This window comes from Agarivorans sp. OAG1, assembly GCF_037076485.1.
Classification (GTDB): domain Bacteria; phylum Pseudomonadota; class Gammaproteobacteria; order Enterobacterales; family Celerinatantimonadaceae; genus Agarivorans; species Agarivorans albus.
In genome coordinates, this window is record NZ_AP028990.1 from 561,790 (window position 1) to 582,412 (window position 20,623).

Annotated in this window: 22 protein-coding genes; 14 read left to right on the top strand and 8 right to left on the bottom strand. The window is 45.0% G+C overall.

Annotated features, from left to right (window positions below; genetic code table 11):
- Positions 1 to 28 precede the first annotated feature (28 nt).
- From hfq to OAG1_RS02730, 5 genes are all read left to right on the top strand, one after another.
- The gene (gene hfq, locus OAG1_RS02710) at positions 29 to 277 is read left to right on the top strand and encodes an RNA chaperone Hfq (protein WP_016403748.1); all 249 of its coding nucleotides are present in this window, start codon (positions 29 to 31) and stop codon (positions 275 to 277) included.
- 49 nt (positions 278 to 326) lie between these two features.
- The gene (gene hflX / locus OAG1_RS02715; protein WP_152785517.1) at positions 327 to 1,619 is read left to right on the top strand and encodes a ribosome rescue GTPase HflX; all 1,293 of its coding nucleotides are present in this window, start codon (positions 327 to 329) and stop codon (positions 1,617 to 1,619) included.
- 28 nt (positions 1,620 to 1,647) lie between these two features.
- On the top strand, positions 1,648 to 2,835 hold the full coding sequence (gene hflK / locus OAG1_RS02720; protein WP_016403746.1) for an FtsH protease activity modulator HflK: 1,188 nt from the start codon (positions 1,648 to 1,650) through the stop codon (positions 2,833 to 2,835).
- Positions 2,836 to 2,838: 3 nt separating this feature from the next.
- On the top strand, positions 2,839 to 3,714 hold the full coding sequence (gene hflC, locus OAG1_RS02725; protein WP_016403745.1) for a protease modulator HflC: 876 nt from the start codon (positions 2,839 to 2,841) through the stop codon (positions 3,712 to 3,714).
- A gap of 308 nt (positions 3,715 to 4,022) precedes the next feature.
- Entirely contained in the window at positions 4,023 to 5,318 is a 1,296-nt protein-coding gene (locus OAG1_RS02730) for an adenylosuccinate synthase (protein ID WP_040307643.1), read from the top strand.
- Positions 5,319 to 5,384: 66 nt separating this feature from the next.
- Here OAG1_RS02730 and ispB read toward each other — a convergent pair whose 3' ends face one another.
- Positions 5,385 to 6,356: an octaprenyl diphosphate synthase gene (ispB, locus tag OAG1_RS02735; RefSeq protein WP_338623727.1), complete on the bottom strand. Its 972-nt coding sequence runs from the start codon at positions 6,354 to 6,356 to the stop codon at positions 5,385 to 5,387.
- Positions 6,357 to 6,599: 243 nt separating this feature from the next.
- On the opposite strand from ispB, the gene rplU reads away from it, so the two are divergent.
- From rplU to folA, 6 genes are all read left to right on the top strand, one after another.
- Positions 6,600 to 6,911 carry a 50S ribosomal protein L21 gene (rplU, locus tag OAG1_RS02740; protein ID WP_016403742.1) on the top strand — a complete coding sequence of 104 codons (312 nt, stop codon included), beginning with the start codon at positions 6,600 to 6,602 and terminating at the stop codon, positions 6,909 to 6,911.
- A gap of 17 nt (positions 6,912 to 6,928) precedes the next feature.
- Positions 6,929 to 7,186 carry a 50S ribosomal protein L27 gene (rpmA, locus tag OAG1_RS02745; protein WP_016403741.1) on the top strand — a complete coding sequence of 86 codons (258 nt, stop codon included), beginning with the start codon at positions 6,929 to 6,931 and terminating at the stop codon, positions 7,184 to 7,186.
- Between the two features lie 122 nt (positions 7,187 to 7,308).
- Positions 7,309 to 8,481 (top strand): Obg family GTPase CgtA, encoded by a 1,173-nt coding sequence (gene cgtA / locus OAG1_RS02750; protein WP_016403740.1) that lies wholly within the window; start codon positions 7,309 to 7,311, stop codon positions 8,479 to 8,481.
- Between the two features lie 38 nt (positions 8,482 to 8,519).
- Positions 8,520 to 9,341: a threonine/serine exporter family protein gene (locus OAG1_RS02755; protein WP_016403739.1), complete on the top strand. Its 822-nt coding sequence runs from the start codon at positions 8,520 to 8,522 to the stop codon at positions 9,339 to 9,341.
- A gap of 1 nt (position 9,342) precedes the next feature.
- Entirely contained in the window at positions 9,343 to 9,810 is a 468-nt protein-coding gene (locus OAG1_RS02760) for a threonine/serine exporter family protein (protein ID WP_016403738.1), read from the top strand.
- A 27-nt stretch (positions 9,811 to 9,837) separates the two neighbouring features.
- A complete protein-coding gene (gene folA / locus OAG1_RS02765) occupies positions 9,838 to 10,323 on the top strand; it encodes a type 3 dihydrofolate reductase (RefSeq protein WP_338623731.1) in 486 nt (161 codons plus the stop codon).
- On the opposite strand, the gene OAG1_RS02770 is transcribed toward folA, so the two are convergent.
- The 6 genes from OAG1_RS02770 to lptD all read right to left on the bottom strand — a co-directional run bounded on the left by OAG1_RS02770 (position 10,320) and on the right by lptD (position 16,926).
- The gene (locus OAG1_RS02770; protein ID WP_338623733.1) at positions 10,320 to 11,150 is read right to left on the bottom strand and encodes a symmetrical bis(5'-nucleosyl)-tetraphosphatase; all 831 of its coding nucleotides are present in this window, start codon (positions 11,148 to 11,150) and stop codon (positions 10,320 to 10,322) included. The two genes, folA and OAG1_RS02770, sit on opposite strands and share 4 nt — an antisense overlap.
- A gap of 13 nt (positions 11,151 to 11,163) precedes the next feature.
- Positions 11,164 to 11,547 (bottom strand): Co2+/Mg2+ efflux protein ApaG, encoded by a 384-nt coding sequence (apaG, locus tag OAG1_RS02775; protein ID WP_016403735.1) that lies wholly within the window; start codon positions 11,545 to 11,547, stop codon positions 11,164 to 11,166.
- On the bottom strand, positions 11,540 to 12,370 hold the full coding sequence (gene rsmA / locus OAG1_RS02780) for a 16S rRNA (adenine(1518)-N(6)/adenine(1519)-N(6))-dimethyltransferase RsmA (protein ID WP_338623736.1): 831 nt from the start codon (positions 12,368 to 12,370) through the stop codon (positions 11,540 to 11,542). The genes apaG and rsmA overlap by 8 nt, the downstream gene beginning before the upstream one ends.
- Positions 12,363 to 13,361, bottom strand: a complete 999-nt coding sequence (gene pdxA / locus OAG1_RS02785; protein WP_338623738.1) for a 4-hydroxythreonine-4-phosphate dehydrogenase PdxA — start codon at positions 13,359 to 13,361, stop codon at positions 12,363 to 12,365. Before pdxA ends, rsmA begins: the two co-directional genes overlap by 8 nt.
- Entirely contained in the window at positions 13,358 to 14,635 is a 1,278-nt protein-coding gene (surA, locus tag OAG1_RS02790; protein WP_338623740.1) for a peptidylprolyl isomerase SurA, read from the bottom strand. The genes pdxA and surA overlap by 4 nt, the downstream gene beginning before the upstream one ends.
- A gap of 62 nt (positions 14,636 to 14,697) precedes the next feature.
- Positions 14,698 to 16,926, bottom strand: a complete 2,229-nt coding sequence (gene lptD / locus OAG1_RS02795; RefSeq protein ID WP_338623742.1) for an LPS assembly protein LptD — start codon at positions 16,924 to 16,926, stop codon at positions 14,698 to 14,700.
- A gap of 198 nt (positions 16,927 to 17,124) precedes the next feature.
- Between lptD and OAG1_RS02800 the strand changes: the two genes are divergently transcribed.
- The 3 genes from OAG1_RS02800 to djlA are packed head-to-tail and all read left to right on the top strand — an operon-like array spanning position 17,125 to position 19,600.
- Positions 17,125 to 18,117 carry a phosphotransferase gene (locus tag OAG1_RS02800; protein WP_338623744.1) on the top strand — a complete coding sequence of 331 codons (993 nt, stop codon included), beginning with the start codon at positions 17,125 to 17,127 and terminating at the stop codon, positions 18,115 to 18,117.
- The gene (murU, locus tag OAG1_RS02805) at positions 18,114 to 18,794 is read left to right on the top strand and encodes an N-acetylmuramate alpha-1-phosphate uridylyltransferase MurU (protein WP_338623746.1); all 681 of its coding nucleotides are present in this window, start codon (positions 18,114 to 18,116) and stop codon (positions 18,792 to 18,794) included. Before OAG1_RS02800 ends, murU begins: the two co-directional genes overlap by 4 nt.
- A 2-nt stretch (positions 18,795 to 18,796) precedes the next feature.
- Complete coding sequence (gene djlA / locus OAG1_RS02810; RefSeq protein WP_220719072.1) at positions 18,797 to 19,600, top strand: co-chaperone DjlA; 804 nt, start codon at positions 18,797 to 18,799, stop codon at positions 19,598 to 19,600.
- On the opposite strand, the gene OAG1_RS02815 is transcribed toward djlA, so the two are convergent.
- A complete protein-coding gene (locus OAG1_RS02815) occupies positions 19,593 to 20,549 on the bottom strand; it encodes a D-2-hydroxyacid dehydrogenase (protein ID WP_338623749.1) in 957 nt (318 codons plus the stop codon). The two genes, djlA and OAG1_RS02815, sit on opposite strands and share 8 nt — an antisense overlap.
- Positions 20,550 to 20,623: the final 74 nt, after the last annotated feature.

Sequence of the window (20,623 nt, forward strand, 5' to 3'; positions counted from 1 at the left end):
TAATTAATAAGAAAAAAGGAACAATAACATGGCGAAGGGGCAATCATTACAAGACCCATTTTTGAATGCGTTACGACGTGAGCGTATTCCCGTTTCAATTTATTTAGTAAACGGTATTAAGTTGCAAGGCCAAGTTGAATCATTTGATCAGTTTGTCATCTTGTTGAAGAACACTGTCAGCCAGATGGTATACAAACATGCTATCTCTACTGTGGTACCAGCTCGCGCTGTTCCACACCATACCCCAGTATCTGACGACTCGAAGAACGACGAATAGCATTTGCGAAGGCTTATCAGCCTTGGTAATTGCCAAGGAGTAAAATAGCTTGTTTGACCGTTATGAAGCAGGTGAACAAGCCATCTTAGTACATGTAAATTTTAGTGACGAAGATGAGCGAGAAGACCTGGAAGAGCTGAAGATGTTAGTCAGCTCTGCAGGCGTAAATGCGGTGGCTACCATCACCGGTAGCCGAGTTTCTCCCCACCCTAAGTACTTTGTAGGTGCCGGAAAAGCAGAAGAAATCGCAGAATTAGTGAAAAGTGCCCAAGCGGATGTGATTATTTTTAATCACGCTTTATCGCCAGCACAGGAGCGAAACTTAGAAATGCTCTGTGAGGCGCGGGTTTTAGATCGTACCACCCTCATTTTAGATATTTTTGCCCAACGCGCGCGAACCCACGAAGGTAAGTTGCAAGTTGAGCTAGCGCAATTGCGCCATATGTCGACCCGATTAATACGCGGCTGGACTCACCTAGAAAGACAAAAGGGCGGTATCGGTTTACGTGGTCCAGGTGAAACTCAGTTAGAAACCGATCGACGTTTATTGCGCGCGCGTATTAAACAAATTCAACAGCGTTTAGAAAAGGTTGGTAAACAACGAGAGCAGGGCAGAAGAGCAAGGCAACGTGCCGAGTTACCCACTGTCTCCTTAGCTGGCTACACCAATGCAGGTAAGTCGACCTTGTTTAATCGAATTACTGAATCTAAGGTTTATGCCGCAGATCAGTTGTTTGCAACCCTAGATCCAACACTACGGAAAATCGATATTGAGGATGTAGGTAAGGTGATACTTGCCGATACTGTGGGCTTTATACGCCACCTTCCTCATGACCTAGTGGCGGCTTTTAAAGCCACCCTAACCGAAACCCGAGAAGCCCAGCTATTATTACATGTGATTGATTGTAGTGATGAAAGAATGGCTGAAAACGTTGAGCAGGTTGAGGTAGTATTAGATGAAATAGGGGCAGGAGAGATCCCTTTCTTGCAAGTCTACAATAAAGTAGATCAACACCCTGATATGAGTCCACGCATTGAGCGTGATGACCAAGGTTTACCCCAAAAAGTGTGGGTATCGGCGTTAACGGGAGAAGGTTTGCCTTTGTTGTTTAAGGCAATCAGCGAACGTTTGGTCGGAGATATGGTTAACCACACTTTACGTTTGCCTCCTAGCGAAGGGCGCTTGCGTAGTCGTCTGTATCAGTTAGACTGCGTAGCAGGTGAACGTTTAGACGATGAAGGAAATATCGTTGTAGATATCCGACTTGATGCTATTGCATGGCAACGGTTAGATAAACAGTTCGACCATAGTTTGGAAAGTTTTATTGCTCAATGTGAGTAGGCATTAACTTTAATTTCTGGAGACACAGATGGCCTGGAATGAGCCTGGCAACAAAGGTGGCGGCGGTGACCGTGACCCTTGGGGCAATAACAATAAGAATGGTAATCAGGGTCCGCCTGATTTAGATGAAGTAATTACTAAGCTAAGCCGTAAGTTTGGTGGCATTTTTGGTGGTGGTAAAAAGCCATCATCTGGTGGCAGCAGCGGTGGTGTGAGTGGTTTTGGCATTGCTGTAGTAGTGGTCATCTTGGCTGTTATTTGGGTAGCGAGCGGTTTCTACACCATTAAAGAAGCGGAAAAGGGCGTAATTCTTACCTTTGGTAAATACGATCCTGAATCAGGTTTGGTAGATTCTGGTTTGAACTGGAAAGCAACCTTTGTTCAAGAAGTGATTCCAGTGAACGTAGAGGCTATTCGTTCTTTACCTGCATCGGGCTTTATGCTGACTGAAGACGAAAACGTTGTACGTGTAGAGATGGATGTGCAGTACAAAGTGGTTCGTCCACATGCTTACCTGTTTAGTGTGACTGCGCCAGATGATAGCTTGGCACAAGCTACCGACAGTGCCTTACGTTACGTGATTGGTCACACCACCATGGATGATATTTTAACCACGGGTCGTGAAGTTGTACGTAGCGAAACCGAAGCCTTATTAAACAAAATCATCGAACCTTATAACTTAGGTATTGAAGTGGTTGACGTGAACTTCCTGCCGGCTCGTCCGCCAGAAGAAGTTAAAGATGCCTTTGATGATGCTATCTCTGCACAAGAAGATGAACAGCGTTTCATTCGTGAAGCTGAAGCTTATCAACGTGAAATTGAACCACGAGCACGTGGTCGAGTTCAGCGTATTGAGCAAGAAGCCCAAGGTTATCAAGAGCAGATTGTATTACGTGCACAAGGTGAAGTGGCTCGTTTTGAGCAATTGCTTCCAGAGTACGAAAATGCGCCAGACGTAACTCGCCACCGTTTATACCTAGAGACGATGGAAGAGATTTACGGTAAGTCGAACAAAGTGCTGATTGATGCTTCAAATAACAGCAACATGCTTTACTTGCCTATCGACAAGCTAATGGAGCAAGGCCAGCAGCCTACTCAACGTAAATCTAGCTCGGGCAATAAACCATCTACTATAAGTTCAGAGCCTGCTAGCTCGATTCCGTCACGCCCTTCGTCGATTCGAAGCAGTGACCGCTCTAGTTCGGGGAGAAACTAAGCCATGAAACAATTAGCTATTTTTGGCATTATTTTAGCCTTGTTAGTGGGTTACTCGTCGGTATTTGTAGTGAATGAAGGCGAGCGCGGTATTGTTATTCAGTTTGGTAAAGTAAAACGTACCGCTGATGGCGCAACCAAGGTTTACCCACCGGGTTTACAGTTTAAGGTTCCATTTATTGATTCTGTGCGTACTTTAGATGCACGTATTCAAACTTTAGATGGCAACGCTGACCGTTTTGTAACCTCTGAGAAAAAAGACTTAATCATTGATTCTTACGTGAAATGGCGAATCGCAGATTTTTCACAATTCTACCTATCAACAGGTGGTTCGGTGCTACAAGCCGAGTCTCTGTTAACGCGTAAGATTAACAATGGTCTTCGTAGCGAAATTGGTGCGCGTACTATTCGCGATATCGTATCTGGTGAACGTGGCCAAGTAATGGAAGATGCGCTTAAACGTATGGCGCGCTCTTCTGAGATTGGTATCGAAGTTACCGATGTGCGTATTAAGCAAATCAACTTACCTGATGAAGTAAGTAGTAGTATTTACCAACGGATGCGTGCAGAACGTTTAGCAGTAGCTAAAGAGCACCGTTCGCAAGGTCAAGAGCAAGCCGAGATTATTCGCGCTAATGTTGACCGCCGTGTAAATGTATTGCTGGCCGATGCAGATAAGCGTGGTCGCGAAATGCGTGGTGAAGGTGATGCAACAGCCGCTAAAATTTACGCAGACGCTTATACTAAGAACCCAGAGTTCTATAAGTTCTGGCGTAGTTTAATGGCTTATCGCACCAGTTTCGATAACGGTGGAGACGTAATGGTGCTAGAACCAGATAGCGAATTCTTCCGTTATATGAAAGAACCTGCGAAACAATAATACTGAGGGCCCAGTTAACGCTGGGCTTTTTTATGACAGATTCTGTATTACTTGCATTGGCTCTAGTGTGCCTTATCGAAGGCCTAGGGCCTTTATTGTTTCCTAAGCGTTGGAAACGTCTACTAAAAACTTTATCGGAAGCGCCGGCGAGTAATATTCGGCAAATTGGACTCGGCTTAGTGGGTGTTTCTATTATACTCTTGTATGTGATTAATCTTTGACCTTGGCACATAAAATCGGTATAACATGCACCCCTTGACTGTCCGATTTCTGCTAGAATCGCTTTTTAACTGAGACGACAAAAGACAATGGGAAAGAACGTAGTGATCCTTGGCTCCCAATGGGGAGACGAAGGCAAGGGTAAGATCGTAGACTTACTTACCGACAAATCAAGCTATGTGGTGCGCTATCAAGGCGGTCACAATGCTGGTCATACCTTAGTTATTGACGGTGAAAAAACTGTCCTCCACTTAATACCATCTGGTGTACTTCGCGATAACGTTACCTGTGTAATTGGTAATGGCGTGGTATTAGCACCTGATGCGCTATTTAAAGAAATGGCTATGCTCGAAGAGCGCGGCGTTCCTGTAAAAGAACGCTTGGTGATCAGTGAAGCTTGTCCTCTAATTTTGCCTTACCATGTTGCCTTAGACATGGCGCGCGAAAAAGCGCGTGGTAAAAACGCTATTGGTACTACTGGTCGTGGTATCGGTCCTGCTTATGAAGATAAAGTTGCTCGTCGCGGTTTACGTGTTGGCGATTTGTTCGACATGGAGCAATTTGCTACCAAGCTAAAAGAAGTGATGGAGTACCATAACTTCCAACTTAATCATTACTACGACGCGCCAAGCGTAAGTTATGAAGAAGTGCTTGAGCAAATGACCAAGATGGCGCCAGTAATTACGGCTATGGTAACAGACGTTACTGACTTGCTAGACAAGGCTCGTCGTCGTGGTGACTCAATTATGTTTGAAGGTGCTCAAGGCACTTTATTAGACATTGACCACGGTACCTATCCGTTTGTTACTTCATCAAACACTACTGCGGGTGGCGTAGCTACAGGTAGTGGTTTTGGCCCTTGCCATTTAGATTATGTTTTGGGCATTACTAAGGCTTACACCACGCGTGTGGGTTCTGGTCCTTTCCCTACAGAGCTTGATGATGACATCGGCCAACACTTAGGTGTGAAAGGTCATGAGTTTGGTGCAACCACTGGCCGTAAACGCCGTTGTGGTTGGTTAGACGCAGTAACTATGCGTCGCGCAGTACAAATTAACAGCCTGTCAGGTTTGTGTTTAACCAAACTTGATGTGCTAGATGGCTTGGAAGAGTTAAAGATTTGTACCGGTTACAAAATGCCTAATGGCGATGTGCTTTCAGTACCGCCTATGGCAGCTGAAGGTTACGAAGTGGCTGAGCCTGTGTATGAATCAATGCCTGGTTGGTCGGAGAACACCTTTGGTGTAACTGCTCGCGAGCAACTGCCACAAGCAGCATTAAACTACATAGCGCGCATTGAAGAGCTATTAGAAGTGCCGGTTGACATCATTTCAACTGGCCCAGATCGCGTAGAAACTATTATTTTACGCCATCCTTTTGCTTAATTAATGTTGAGCTAATAAAAAGGCTGCCCTTAGGCAGCCTTTTTTGTATCTATTTATTAAAACTAGCTAAGCGGCACGGTCGGCTGCGATATTGGCTAGGCTCATTAGTGCTTGTTTGTAGTCACTGTCAGCAATCAAGGCTAAAGCGTCAATCGCTTTTTGTGCTTCTTCTGCTGCGCGCTCTCGGCAGTAATCAAGTGCCTTGGTTTTGTCTAGAATCGCTAATATCGCGTCGAGTTGGTCGCGCGAGCCGCCTTGTTTAATGGCTTCGCTAATTAGCGCCTTATCGGCTGGCTCAGCTTGTTCCATAGCGTAGATAAGCGGTAGGGTTGGTTTACCTTCTGCTAGGTCGTCACCCACGTTTTTGCCCATCTCGGCTTGGTCTGCAACATAATCCAATACATCATCCATAATTTGAAATGCTGTGCCTAGGTATTTGCCGTAGTCTTGCATTGCAAGTTCTATCTCAGCGCTTTGTTCACCAATTACTGCTGCTAAGCGAGTCGCCGCTTCAAACAATTTGGCTGTTTTGCAATAAATAACTTCAAAGTAACGTGCTTCATCTGTATCAGGGTCGTTGCAGTTAATTAGCTGTAATACTTCACCTTCCGCAATTACATTGGTGGCATCGGCTAGTATGTCCATCACTTTAAGGTTTTGCAGTTGGGTCATTAACTGGAAAGAGCGTGAGTAGAGGAAGTCGCCAACTAATACACTGGCTGCGTTGCCAAAGCGTGCATTGGCAGTATCTTTACCGCGGCGTAATTCGGATTCATCAACTACATCATCGTGTAAGAGAGTAGAGGTATGAATGAATTCAATAATGGCCGCAAGTTTGATGTGTTGATCTTGCTGATAACCTAAAGCTCGCGCTGCCAATACGGTCAACAGCGGTCGGATCCTTTTGCCACCACTATTTACAATATAAAAAGAGATTTGGTTTATAAGAGCCACATCTGATTCGAGTTCTTTAAAGATAAGCTCGTTTACCGCAGACATGTCTTGATCAGACAGCTTTTTTATCGCATCCAATTGCATAATTTCTTATTAGAGGTTGTTGCCGATGATTCAGCAATATTATGGTGATAATTTAATGCTGTAATAGTATCTCAATTCCTTTGTTTAAGCAGCTTTCACCGCTTAAAATTCTTGGCCTTGCGTGATTTTTAAACTTTTTTGAAATTCCCCTTGCGGGAACAGATCTTTTTCCGTAGAATCCGCCGTCATTGTTGAGAATTATAGACACCTTGAAATATCAGGTGTAAGCGGAGTTTGAAGAAAATGTACGCGGTTATCCTAAGTGGTGGTAAACAGCACCGTGTGGCCGAAGGTCAAACACTTCGCCTTGAGAAACTAGACGTTGAGACTGGTAACACAGTTGAATTTGATAACGTATTACTAGTTGCTAATGGCGAAGACGTTAAAGTAGGCGCACCTTATGTAGATGGTACCAAAGTAACAGCTGAAGTTGTTTCTCATGGTCGTGGCGATAAAGTTAAAATCGTTAAGTTCCGTCGTCGTAAGCATTCACGTAAGCAACAGGGCCACCGTCAGTGGTTCACTGAAGTTCGCATTACAGGCATTAACGGTTAATTTAGAGGAAAATACTCATGGCACATAAAAAGGCTGGTGGTAGTACTCGTAACGGTCGCGATTCGGAAAGCAAACGCCTAGGTGTTAAGCGTTTCGGTGGCGAGTCTGTATTAGCGGGTAGCATTATTGTTCGTCAACGTGGTACTAAGTTCCACGCTGGCTCTAACGTTGGTATCGGTAAAGACCATACTCTTTTCGCAACTGCCGAAGGCAAAGTGAAATTTGAAGTTAAAGGTCCTAAAAACCGTAAGTTTGTAAGCATCGAAGCTGAATAAACGTCCAACTCGATATTTGAAAAGCCCCGCAACTGCGGGGCTTTTTTTTTCCAAGAAACCACTATTTCGCTTACGAAGTAGGCGTGGTGCATTATAGTTAAGCGATAATGCTGGAGTGAAAAATGAAATTTGTAGATGAAGCGGTAATTAAAGTAGACGCAGGTGACGGCGGCAACGGCACCATTAGTTTCCGTCGGGAGAAGTATGTTCCACGTGGCGGTCCTGATGGTGGTGATGGCGGAGATGGCGGCAGTGTATATTTAGTTGCCGATGAAAACCTAAACACCTTGATTGATTACCGCTTTGAACGTTTTCATAAAGCAGAGCGTGGCGAAAATGGCCAGGGTTCTAATTGTACCGGTAAGCGTGGTGAGGATTTAGAGTTGCCTGTGCCGGTTGGTACGCGAGCGCGTGATCAAGACACTGGAGAGATCCTTGGCGATCTTACCCAACATAAACAACGTTTGTTGGTAGCTAAAGGTGGTTTTCATGGTTTAGGTAATACTCGCTTTAAGAGCAGTACTAACCGTGCGCCTCGTCGTAAATCTAACGGTACTCCCGGTGAGGTTCGTAACCTTCAATTGGAGCTATTGCTACTTGCCGACGTAGGCATGTTGGGTTTGCCAAATGCGGGTAAATCCACATTTATTCGCAGCGTATCTGCAGCTAAACCTAAGGTGGCAGACTACCCATTTACCACACTTATCCCTAATTTAGGCGTGGTGCGTCAATCAGAAAACCGCGGTTTTGTTATTGCTGATATTCCCGGTTTGATTGAAGGCGCAGCAGATGGTGCTGGGCTTGGCGTACGTTTCTTGAAGCACCTAGAGCGTTGTCGTGTATTGTTGCATATGGTAGATGTGCTGCCGGCTGATGGTAGCGACCCAGCGGAAAATGCCATCACTATTATCAACGAGCTAGAGCAATACAGCGAAAAGCTATTCGAAAAACCACGTTGGTTGGTATTTAATAAAGTCGACTTAGTACTTGAAGAAGAGGCTGAAGAGATCCGCCAAAAAGTGATTGAAGCACTAGATTGGCAAGGTGAGGTTTTCTCAATTTCTGCTTTAGAAAACAATGGAACTAAAGACATTTGTAAAGCGATTGGTCAATTTATTGAAACCCTACCAGTGGTTGAAGAAGAAATGGCCGAGCGTGAAGAAGTTAAATTCCAGTGGGATGACTATCATCAACAACAAATCGACAAAGCAAACCAAGAAGATTGGGATGATGAAGACGACGATGATGATTGGGATGATGACGATTATGATGTAGAGGTTATCTACCAGCCATAGTAAGCTATCTGTAGTGGTAGTATTACTTGGATCGTTACATGTTACGCTCATTTAGAAACTCTCCGGAGCCTGTTCAGGCTCCGGTTCGTACTATTTCTCTAGAACAACAAACTCGAATTTGTCGTGTTGCAGTGCAAGCTGGCAGAATCATGCAGCAGCATGGCGCTGAAAGTAAGCTAATTGAAGAAACGACAGTCCGTTTAGGCAAAGCCTTAGGGCTGGATAGCGTAGAGTTGGCAATCACTGCTAATGCGCTGATCCTCACAGGTTTGTCTCAAGGGCGTTGTATTACAACTACTCGCCGGGTGTACGATCGCGGCATTAACATGCATATGGTATGCGAAGTGCAGCGGATCACCATTATGGCGGAGAAGCAGCTATTAGATGTTGATGACGTAGTTAAACGTTTAGAACGCTTGCAGCCATACAAACATAATCGCTGGTTAGTGGTGTTTATGATTGGTATGTCTTGCGCGTGCTTTAGCCGATTATTTGGCGGTGATTGGGCGGTATTTGCAATGACCTTTGTCGCCTCTGCTGTTGCTATGTTGTTTCGCCAAGAAATGGCGCATCGCCACCATAACCCCATTCTTAATTTTGGCATGACCGCCTTTGTTGCTACTACTATCGCGGGTTTAGCGGTGCGTTATGATATAGGCAATCAGCCACAAACGGTAATGGCAGCTTCGGTGTTACTGTTGGTACCAGGTTTCCCACTAATTAATGCTGTTTCAGACATGGTTAAAGGTCATATCAGTATGGGGATCTCACGCTGGTTTTTTGCCTCTCTGCTTAGTTTGGGCGTGGCCATGGGAATCGCATTGTCGATGTGGGCTACTGGCGTAAGCGGGTGGTTATAAGATGATTGAATTACTAGCATTACTACTCGAAGATGCGCTGTTTTCAGCGGTGCCTGCGGTTGGCTTCGCTATGGTGTTTAATGTGCCTACTCGCATGTTAGGTTTTTGTGCCATTGGTGGTGCGTTTGCACATAGCCTTAGAACTTTATGTATTTACTGGGGAGTACCACTCGAATGGGCAACCTTAGTGGCGTCTACCAGCGTGGGCTTAATTGGCGTTTATTGGTCTCGTCGTTATTTAATTCCACGGCCAGTATTTACGGTAGCCTCTATTATTCCGATGATTCCGGGTAGTTATGCATTTACTACCATGGTGGGCATTATTAGCTTATACAGCAATGGTTTTAGTGAACCTTTATTAGCTACCATTATCGAAAATGGTTTAAGAACAATGTTTATTTTAATGGCCTTGAGTTTTGGCTTGGCGATACCATCGGTAGTGATATACCGTGGTCGGCCAATCGTTTAGAGCCCTAAGTTTAAAAAAGGTAAAACAGTGAAAGTAGCAATGATAGCCGCAATGGCGAAGCAACGAGTCATCGGCAAAGATAACCAAATGCCTTGGCATTTACCGGCCGATCTTAAGCATTTTAAAGCGGTTACTATGGGCAAGCCGGTAATTATGGGGCGCTTAACTTATCAGTCAATTGGTCGCCCACTGCCGGGTCGATTAAATATAGTGGTAAGTCGCAATGTGGATTTGGTCATAGAGGGGGTTACGGTAGTTAACACCGTTCAGGCGGCTTTAGATTTAGTTAAAGACGAAGCCGAGGTGATGGTTATTGGTGGCGGAAATATTTACCAACAGTGTTTAGCGTTTGCCGATACCCTGTATTTAACTTTTATCGAGAAAGAGGTAGAAGGAGACGCCTACTTCCCAGATTACCAGCAGTATCAATGGCAACAACTTGCTAGCGAAAAGCACCTAGCTGATGAGAAAAATCCTTACAACTATGAGTTTGTTACCTTAGAGCGCGTTTAGTTGCTTATATTTTTGTCTAGGCAATCTTGAGTGTACATGCGCTGGTCTTCCCAGCGCAGCATAGATAAATGATTACCCCATACACAGCCTGTATCCAACCCAGATACTAAGTCGTGCTTACTCTTGCCCATTAGCGCAGCCCAGTGCCCAAATACGATATGCGTTTCTTTAAGGTGCTTTCCGGGGATTTCAAACCAAGGTTTTAGGTTAGGGTTAGTATTTTTGTTGGGAGGCAGCTTTGATTCAAAATCAAGGCTAGCATCAGGGAAACAATAACGCATCCGGGTAAACACATTGATAATGCACCGCAGGCGGTCATACCCCACTAGTTCATCACTCCAATGAGCGGGTTCATTACTGTACATATTCTTAAGTAACGATAAGTAGTCATTACCTGAAAGCTGTTTGTGAACTTCCTTGCCGAGTTTGAGTGCTTTGCTGACTTTCCATTTGGGGTAGATGCCCGCATGCACCATTACTACATCGAAGTCTGGGTGCTTCTTAATTAAGGGTTGTTGGCGCAGCCAATACAGTAATTCGTTTTTGTCGGGGGCTTCGAGTAAATCTTGTAGCTTGTCGCGACGTTTAGCCCGGTGAATACCGTTGGCTACCGCTAACAAATGCAAATCGTGATTACCCAAAACTATCTGTGCAGAGCTGCCTAGCTCCTTAACGAAGCGCAAGGTTTCTAGAGATTTAGGGCCTCGAGCAACTAAGTCTCCGGCGAGCCAGAGTTGATCTTTTTTAGTGGAGAATTTGCACTGTTTTAACAGTGCTTTTAATTCATCCAAGCAACCTTGGATGTCACCAACAAAATAAGTCGCCATGGCTCACCTATAATTAGTGAAGCTTATTTGGAAGTGATAAACGAAACGGTGGGATCTCCGCTTCAAACTCGTTACCAGCTTCGTCAATCAGGGTGTAACTGCCTTGCATTACGCCTACTTCGGTCGCTAACACTGCGCTGCTAGTATAGGAAAAAGGTTTTTCCGGCTTAAGGTGGGGTTGCTTACCCACTACACCGTCGCCTTTCACTTCATTTACTTTACCGTCGCCATCGGTGATTACCCAATGGCGACGCAATAGTTGTAGCGCTTCAGCGCTGCAGTTGCGAATAGTGATGGTGTAAAAAAAAGCGAATTGTTGTTTTTCTGGAACAGAGTGCTCAGGTAAAAAACCTGATTCAACTTCAATATCCAAATCATATTCTGGAGTATTACTCATCGCTGCTAGAAGCCTGCAATAACTGATTTTTATCAATGTAATTAGCAATATCACAAAATTGCTGAATAGTTAAATTTTCTGGTCGCAGCGTGGGCTTTAAATCGAGCTCGGCGAGGTGCTCAACCGTAAGTAAATTGCCTAATGCATTACGAATCGTTTTACGGCGCTGATTAAAGGCCTCTTTACACACTCTATCTAGGGTCGCCAATGAGTTCAGCGGATAAAGAGTCGTTTCGTAGGGCTCTAAGCGTACAACTGCTGAATCAACCTTTGGTGGTGGCGCGAACGCTTCAGGCGGTACTTCTAGCGCTGGCATTACATTACATTGCACTTGGGTCATTACACTTAAACGGCCGTACGCTTTGCTATCGGGGCCTGCAGCCATGCGTTTCACTACTTCTTTTTGCAGCATAAAGTGCATATCAGAAATAGCGCTAGTAAAGCTAAGCAAGTGGAAAATAAGCGGTGTAGAAATGTTGTAAGGCAAGTTACCGAATACCCGCATTTTTTGCTCAGGCTTGGCTAACTGCATGAAGTCGAATTTAAGCGCATCAATTTCATGAATAGTCAATTTACTTGCTAGAGTCGGGTGCTCGCGTAAGCGCTGAGCTAAATCGCGGTCTAACTCTACCACTTGTAGGTGGCCAGCAGTGGTGGCCACTGGCTCAGTTAAAGCACCTAAACCAGGACCAATTTCAACCAGGTTTTCTCCTGATTGCGGATAAATTGTCGCTACAATTTGGCTAATAATGGAGTCGTTGTTAAGGAAGTTTTGACCAAAACGCTTACGGGCGCGGTGCCCTTGATGAACTTGTTTATTCATGTTCTCGCTCTACCATATCAATGGCTTGTTCGATGGCGGTAATCATACTTCCATGATCGGCTTTCCCAGTTCCCGCTAGCTCTAAGGCTGTTCCATGGTCAACTGAGGTTCGTATAAAGGGTAGGCCAAGGGTAATATTTACTGATTGGCCAAAACCTTTATATTTTAGCACTGGTAGGCCTTGGTCGTGGTACATGGCTAATACTGCATCAGCTTCTGCCAGATACTTATCTTGGAAGAGTGTATCTGCAGGTAATGGACCGATTAAGTTCATGCCATGTTGTTCACGCATTTCATCAAGCAAAGGGATAATAATATCTAGCTCTTCGCGACCAAGGTGGCCATCTTCGCCGGCATGGGGGTTTAGGCCACAGACAAAGATCTTAGGCTGTTTAATCGCGAACTTGGTTTGCAGGTCGTGATGTAAAATGCTGATAATATTGTGTAGGCGCTCGTGAGTAATGGCTTTGGCTACATAGGCTAAGGGCAGGTGAGTGGTTGCTAAGGCAACCCGCAAGCCTTCGGTTGCCAGCATCATAACCACATCGGCAGTACCCGATTGCTGGGCAAAAAATTCGGTATGACCACTAAAAGACACGCCAGCTTTATTAATAATACCCTTGTGCACGGGACCAGTAACGACCGCAGCAAACTGGCCATTCATGTTGCCATCACTAGCAAATTTTAAGGTATTTAGCACATAGTGGCCGTTGGCCTCATCTAACTGACCTGCTACCGCCGGACTTGCCATCGCAATTGGCGCAACCGTTAAGGTGCCAGCCGCTTGAGGTTTAGCAGCTTGTTCTGGCTGAAAGGGGAGTAGAGTAATATCCATTCCCAACTCATTGGCACGCTCTTTTAGCAAGCGAGGATCGGCAACCACCACTAACTCCATTGGCCAATCACGCTGGCTAATGGCCAGCACTAAATCTGGACCAATACCTGCTGGCTCACCCGGGGTGATGGCTATTCTTGCAACGGCCTTACTCATGCATCACCGTCCAATATCTCTACGTAGGCTTCTTCGCGGAGCTCTTCTTGCCATGATTGAGTTTCTTCATTGAACTTACGATTGAAGATCATCTGATATGCACGGTTTTTGCTGGCTTTATTGGTAGTGTCGGTGGTGCGTTTGTCGAGTACTTCCATTAAATGCCAGCCAAAGGTAGAACGGAAAGGTTGGCTTAATTCTCCTACCTCCAAACGTGTTGCTGTGTCTCTGAATGCTGGTACAAATACACTAGGATCAGACCACCCCAATTCACCACCACGTACGGCCGAGCCTGGGTCTTCAGAGTATTGGCGCGCTAGCTCTTCAAATGTAACTTCACCTAAGATTAGTTGTTGGCGGAACTCAGATAATAAACTCTGCGCCTTTTTATCGCTTAGAATAATCGATGGTTTAATCAGAATATGGCGTGCGTTGACTTCCAAGGTTTCTACTTTTTGTAAACCTTCAGCGTCTAAAACCATAATAATATGTAGACCAGAATCTGTGCGAACAGGGCCCATTACTGACCCTTGGTGCTGGTTTCTTACCACACCCGCAAACAAAGTAGGCATCTCTTCAATGGTCATCCACCCCCAATCACCACCTTCCAAGGCTTTAGGACCTTGTGAATGAGTCATTGCCAATTGATTAAAGTTTTCACCATCTTTAAGCTGTTGAACTAGGCTCTCTGCCAGCTGTTGAGTGGCTTGTTCGTCACTAGAGATACGCAGTAAAATGTGACCAACATGATAGCGAACAGTGCCTTTATCTTGCTCTTCAATCAGTTTCATTAAGGCGTCAATTTCTTGCTCTGACACATTAACTCGACGCTGTACTTGGCTGCGACCTACTTCGCCAAGAACAATTTCGGTGCGAATATCTTCACGAAACTGGTTATAGCTAATGCCTTGCTTGGTTAAGTCATCTAAGAACTCTTCACGACTTTTGTTTTCACCAGCAATAATGTTATCGATGGTGTTCTCTAACTGGCTGTCGCTAATTTTAATACCCAGGCGGTCGGCCAATTGAAGTTGCAAACTCTCCAAAATAAGCCTGTCCATTACTTGTTGTTGTAATTCATCTTCAGGTGGTAGCTCTTGTTCTGCCCCTTTGGCATTGCGCAGAACTTTATTGGTGAGTTCTTCAACTTGGCTCTGAGTGATCACATCATTATTGACAATGGCGACAACTTTATCGAGCAATTGCTCTTGAGCCCGAACCAGCCCAGTAGCAAGCATAAACATACTTACACTAAGCAAAATTAATCTTTTCATTTCGTTCCTATCATTACTGCGAGCAAAACGCCGCTTACTCTACCATATTTGGGTTAAAGGTTTTAATTGTTGAGGTAAAAGGGGCGCCCGTATTTGAAATTGCCGCCTTCTAGCATTTCTTCTCGGCTACTGGTATCGCTGCCACCTAAGCCTTTAATTTCAAAGTCGAGGCGTAGCGAGGTGTCAAACTCGCCCACTCGGTCAACGCCTGAGGAGTCATCCACATAGGTGCTTTGTAAGCCTCGTTGATATGTAAGGCGAATGCCCCAACAACAAGAGTTATATTGAACACCCAAGTAGCTTTCGATACTGCGGTCTAAAATCATGTCGCGATAGTAACTACCCACAGCAGAAACGCTATCGGTAATTGGCCAAGCAACCTTAGTACCTACTTGGTTTACGTCGCTAACCATGGTTTCAGTGGCTTGCGAATAGCGGTAATTCATTTGCACCAGCTTTTGCGCTTCCGGGCGCCATTCTATAGCGGCATTGGCCTTGTTAAGTCGACCTTCCAAAGTGTCGATTTGAAAGCCGGTATGTCCGTACCAATCTTTTTGAATATTGGCGTCAGCTTCAAAAGCCAGCGCAGAGCTAGAGTTATCAGAAGGCTCACTACCCGGAATTAAGGTGGTACGGCTGGGTTCAAAGTAAATGATTTGACCTAGACTTAAACGCAATGTCTCTTGGTTACTGGGCGACAAAAAGCGCGAATGTACCCCAAGAGTGATTTGGTTCGCATCGGCAATCCGGTCTAAGCCGCTATAGCGTTTGTCTCTAAATAAGCCGTAGTAATCTTGTTGCAGGTTATCGGTATCATAAATGCCAATATCATCTTGATTGGTATAAGGGATATACAAGTATTTAATCACCGGTTCTAGGGTTTGGGTGTAGTTATCACCAAACCAAAGGGTATTTCGATCGAAGTTTAAGCCACCTTGAACACTCACTTTAGGTAAGGTGCGATTAACCGAGCTGGCTAAATAATCATACTCAAAGTTACTGCCTTTATCTTGGCTATAGTAGGTATGCATTAAGGCTAAGTCAGCTTTGAAAAAGCCTGCTGGCACCACATATGGCAAGCTTAAACTAGGTTCAAAATGCACCCGTTGAGCAGTGTATAAGCTACTGTCACTGTGGGTGAAATTACTGATTTCTGAATCAAAGCCAAACTGCAGCGTTTGCCAGTTTAAATCCCAGTCACCCACAAAGCTTAACTGCGGAAGTAGAGTATGTGGTTGCTCGGTGTTACCAAGTACTTGAAAGTCTTGCACTAACAGCTCTGTGTACCAGTTTTTGGTGTGATATCCCACATCACCCGTTTGCAGCAATTGGTTCTCGTTAACCTTTCCAAGCTTGTCGCCCAAATCATTAAAGTAGTTATCATCACTAATACGGGTGTAATCAGTATTAAAGCGCCAATGACGCTGGTATTGCCCTTTGTGGTCCCAGTGAAGTAAGTATCGATCGCGGTCTAGTTCACGGTCATTGGCTAGATATTCTACATTTAAGTTACCGTTGTTTTGCCCGAGCAAATACCTGAATTCAGTTTGCAGTTGTAAACCACGGCGTGTCATCAAACGTGGGGTAATAGTTGCATCAAAATTCGGAGCAATATTCCAGTAGTAAGGGGTGGAGACATCCACACCGTTTTTGGTTGAAGTAGAGATACTCGGAAATAAAAAGCCACTGTGGCGTTGGTCGCCGATGGGGTAAGAGAAATACGGTAAGTACATTACCGGCACGTTAAATAACCTAACAGTGGCATTTTTTGTGGTGGCCCACTGCTCACTTGAGTCGATATCAATTTTCTCTGCGCGAATTTCCCAAGTAACATCATCAGGGGGGCAAGCGGTATAGCTGGCATCTTCTAATGATAAGTTCTGCTCATCATTGATCTTCAGGTTGCTGGCTTCGCCACGACCTTGTTGTTCAAACAGTTGGTATTCAGCAGAGTTAAGCGAGGCTTGATGATCTTTTAAGTTGGCGTCAAAAGTATCACTTTTCACGCTCACTAAGTTATCTTGAAACTCAATGTTGCCGCTAGCTTTTAGGGTTTGCGCTTGCTCATCTAATACAGTGTTTTCGGCTTTTAATGCGCGAGGACCTTGAGAGAACTCAACATTACCGCTGAAACTGGCTTTATCACCTTGTTTCGCATGTAACTCATCGGCGGCAATAACATAAGGCGCGGTAGGATCTACCGGGCCGGATTTAACGCGTTCTGGGATGTGTGCTCGGCACTGAGGCATAGATAACGGTGTTTCTGCATAGGCACTGAGGCTGGAAAGCAACGCCGCTAATCCTAGCGATGTTTGCAGGCACCGTTTAGTTACGAACATATAAATGTGAACCATTCCCTGATATAAACAAATTCCAAGCTTGTAACGTCAACGTTGTGCTTAATGAATTCTGTGGTTAAAGTTAGCCGCTTATAATACTGGATTTATTGGTGAGCGGCTATTTAAAGGCTGTTATTAGTATAAGAAATTATGAGTAATTTAGTGCGCGAATCTGCTTTACAGCAATGGCTGTCAAAAACCTTAGACATTGTTTCTCCTGAGCTAACGATGATCAGTGGCGACGCCAGTTTTAGGCGCTACTTTCGTTTTCAACTTTCTAATGGTGACACTGCCATTGCCGTTGATGCGCCGCCCTCCACCGAGAAAAACCAACAGTTTGTTGATATTGCTAATGCCTTAAGTGCACAAGCGCTGCCTGTACCTAAGGTGCTAGCAGCAAATATTGATGCCGGTTTTCTATGTGTTGAAGACCTCGGCTCCACCATGCTTGAGCAAGTGCTAAGTGCCGATACTGCTTCTGAACTTTATAGACAAGCGCTTGCATTAATCGTTCAACTTCAGGCTACTAAGCGTGAAGATTTGGCAGAAATGGAAGAGTTTGACCAAGCATTTATTCAACGTGAATTAGATATATTTGCCGATTGGTTTGTTAAAGCAGAGTTGCAGGCGGGAGAAGATTGGCAGCAGCGTTGTGATTGGCAAGGCTTATGTAACAATGTCAGCCAAGCTATTTTAGAACAGCCTTATGCACCTATGCATCGTGATTTTCATAGTCGAAATTTGATGCTCAATCAGCAGCAAATGGTGATGATCGATTTTCAGGATATGGTTTGGGGGCCTATTGCTTACGATGTGGTTTCATTGCTGCGTGATTGTTATATTGCTTGGCCACCAGAGTTAGTGAGTCACTTGCAGCAAACATACCTCAACCAAAAGTCGGCATATTTGGTTGAGGGTATCGAACCGAGCACTTGGCAGCGCTGGTTTGATCTCACTGGATTGCAGCGGCATATAAAAGCGCTAGGGATATTTTGCAGATTAGATCATCGGGATGGTAAAACTGCCTATCGTGAAGCCATTCCTCAAACACTCGAATATGTACTTCAAGTGACCAAGCGTTATCCTGAATTACAGGCATTTCATCAGTGGATTAGTCCTATAGCAAAAGAGTTTAAAGCATGAGCCAAATTCGCACCGCAATGATTTTGGCTGCGGGACGCGGCGAGCGGATGCGTCCGTTAACTGATAATTGCCCAAAACCATTGTTAAAAGTTGCTGGTAAAGCCTTGATTAACTGGCATATCGACAAGTTGGTTACTGCAGGCGTAACACGCATCGTGATAAATACCGCTTATTTAGGCGAGATGGTTGAAGCACATGTGGGCCAAGGTGACAAATGGGGAATCGAGGTGCTTTATAGTCATGAATCTAGTGCCTTAGAAACGGCCGGGGGCATTGTTAACGCCTTACCCATTATCGCTAGCGAGCAGTTCTTGGTGATTAATGGGGATGTTTGGAATGATTGGGATTACCAAGCTATTTGCCAAAATAGTCAAACCGACAGTGATGCTCATTTATACTTGGTGGCTAATCCGAGCCACAATTTAAGGGGTGATTTTAGCTTGGAGCAAGGTTTGGTGATAGATAAGCCTGAGTTTACATTTAGTGGTGTAGCCATTTATCATCAACGCTTTTTTCAGCATGTGCCTAGCGGTAAACAAGCTCTTGCACCTTTATTGCGTGCAGCAATGTTAAGCCAACAAGTGAGTGGTCAACTACAAGGCGGCAAATGGGTAGATGTGGGGACACCTGAGCGGCTTCAACAACTAGACCAGCAATTAACCAAAGATAGAGAATAGTGATGCGAATTTGGGGAAAAGTATTAGGCGTATTTTTTGGCTTTATGTTTGGTGGGCCTTTTGGTGCCTTGCTTGGCCTATGGCTAGGCCATCGGTTTGATAAAGCGGTAGGCGGCAATTTTGCCTTCTCGGCAGCGAGTAGCCAAGCTGCTCAGCAAGCCTTTTTGTTCTCTACCTTTGCGGTACTTGGCCATATTGCTAAGTCAAAAGGCGTGGTGACTCAACAAGAGATTCAGGTCGCTAACTTTTTGATGGATCAAATGCGGCTGCAAGGCGAAGCTAGGCGCCAAGCTCAAGATGCTTTTCGCCAAGGCAAAGATGCAGATTTTCCCTTGGAGGAGCAAATTTCTCGCTTTGTTAGCGCGGTTAATGGGCGTCGTGATTTATTGCAAATGTTCATGGAAATCCAGCTGCAAGGGGTATTTGCAGATGGCGTAATCGACGATAGTGAACATGCTTTATTAAAGCGTGTAGCCAAGGCTTTAGGCTTCTCGGAAGCAGAGCTTCAGGCGATGATTTCACGCTGGGAAGCCGAGCTCAAGTTCCATCGCCATGGTGGTCAACGCCAAAGCGCGCAAAGTAGCGCTAAGCAGCTAGAAGAAGCCTACCAAATCTTAGGCGTTAACCAACAAGATAGTGACCAGCAAATCAAACGTGCTTACCGCAAACTAATGAGTCAGCATCATCCCGACAAGTTAGTCGCCAAGGGCTTACCACCAGAAATGATGGAGCTAGCTAAGCAGCGCACTCAAGATATTCAACAGGCTTACGAGTTAGTCAAACAACAACGTAAGAGCGCTAATTAGCGAATACTTGGTGGCGTGGTTTTCCTGCTACAAATGCTTCGATATTATCGATCAATTGGTCAGCCAAAACTTGCATGTTTTGGCTGCTCGCCCAGCCCACATGTGGGGTAAGTATAAAGTTATTTAGGCTAAGTGCCTGCATCAGTGGGCTGTCGTGCGTAGGTGGTTCACATTCAGAGACATCACTTGCCGCGCCAGCAATTTGCTTGTTTTGCAAAGCCTGCAACAAAGCCTGTTCGTTAACTATTCCGCCACGTGCAGTGTTAATCAGTAAGGCCGTCTCCTTCATCATTTCCAATTCTGGCTCGCCAAATAGATCCTTAGTCTGCGGAGTAAGTGGGCAATGGATGCTAATAACATCTGCACTGCTAACTGCTTCTTCAAAGGCAACTCTGCCGGGGCGAGGAGTTTGGCCTTTGTGCTCTGCCATTACCACCTCCATGCCTAAATTACTGGCTAATTGTGCTGTTGCTTGGCCCAAGTTGCCGCCGCCTATTATTGCCAGCGTTTGCTTAGCCAAGTTATCGATGGGGAAATCAAAAAAACAAAATTGCTTAGCGTGTTGCCAACGACCTTGTTGAATCGCCTGATGGTAGGCTAATACATTGCGCCTAAGATTAAACATCAGCGCCAAGCAGTGTTCGGCAATGCTTTGAGCGGCATAATTTCTTATATTACTAACGATTATGCCAAGTTCTTCGGCTACCGCTAGATCCACGTTGTTGGTCCCGGTAGCTGCAACCGCAATCATTTTTAGCTGTGGCAATTGAGTTAATGTATCCCTACTTAATTGCACTTTATTCACAATGATGATGTTTGCATCTTGGCAGCGCTCACGTACTTGTTGTGGTGTGGTGCTGGGGTACTCTTGCCATTGATGGGCAAAACTGGGACGTGCCAAGTTGATATGGCTAGCTAGGGTGAGGCGATCTAAAAAAACTATTTTCATGGCAAGCTATTAGCGAGAGTTTGTGGCCCTCAGCTTAGCAATATCTTGTGGTTGCCTCCAGCACCAGAAAGGAG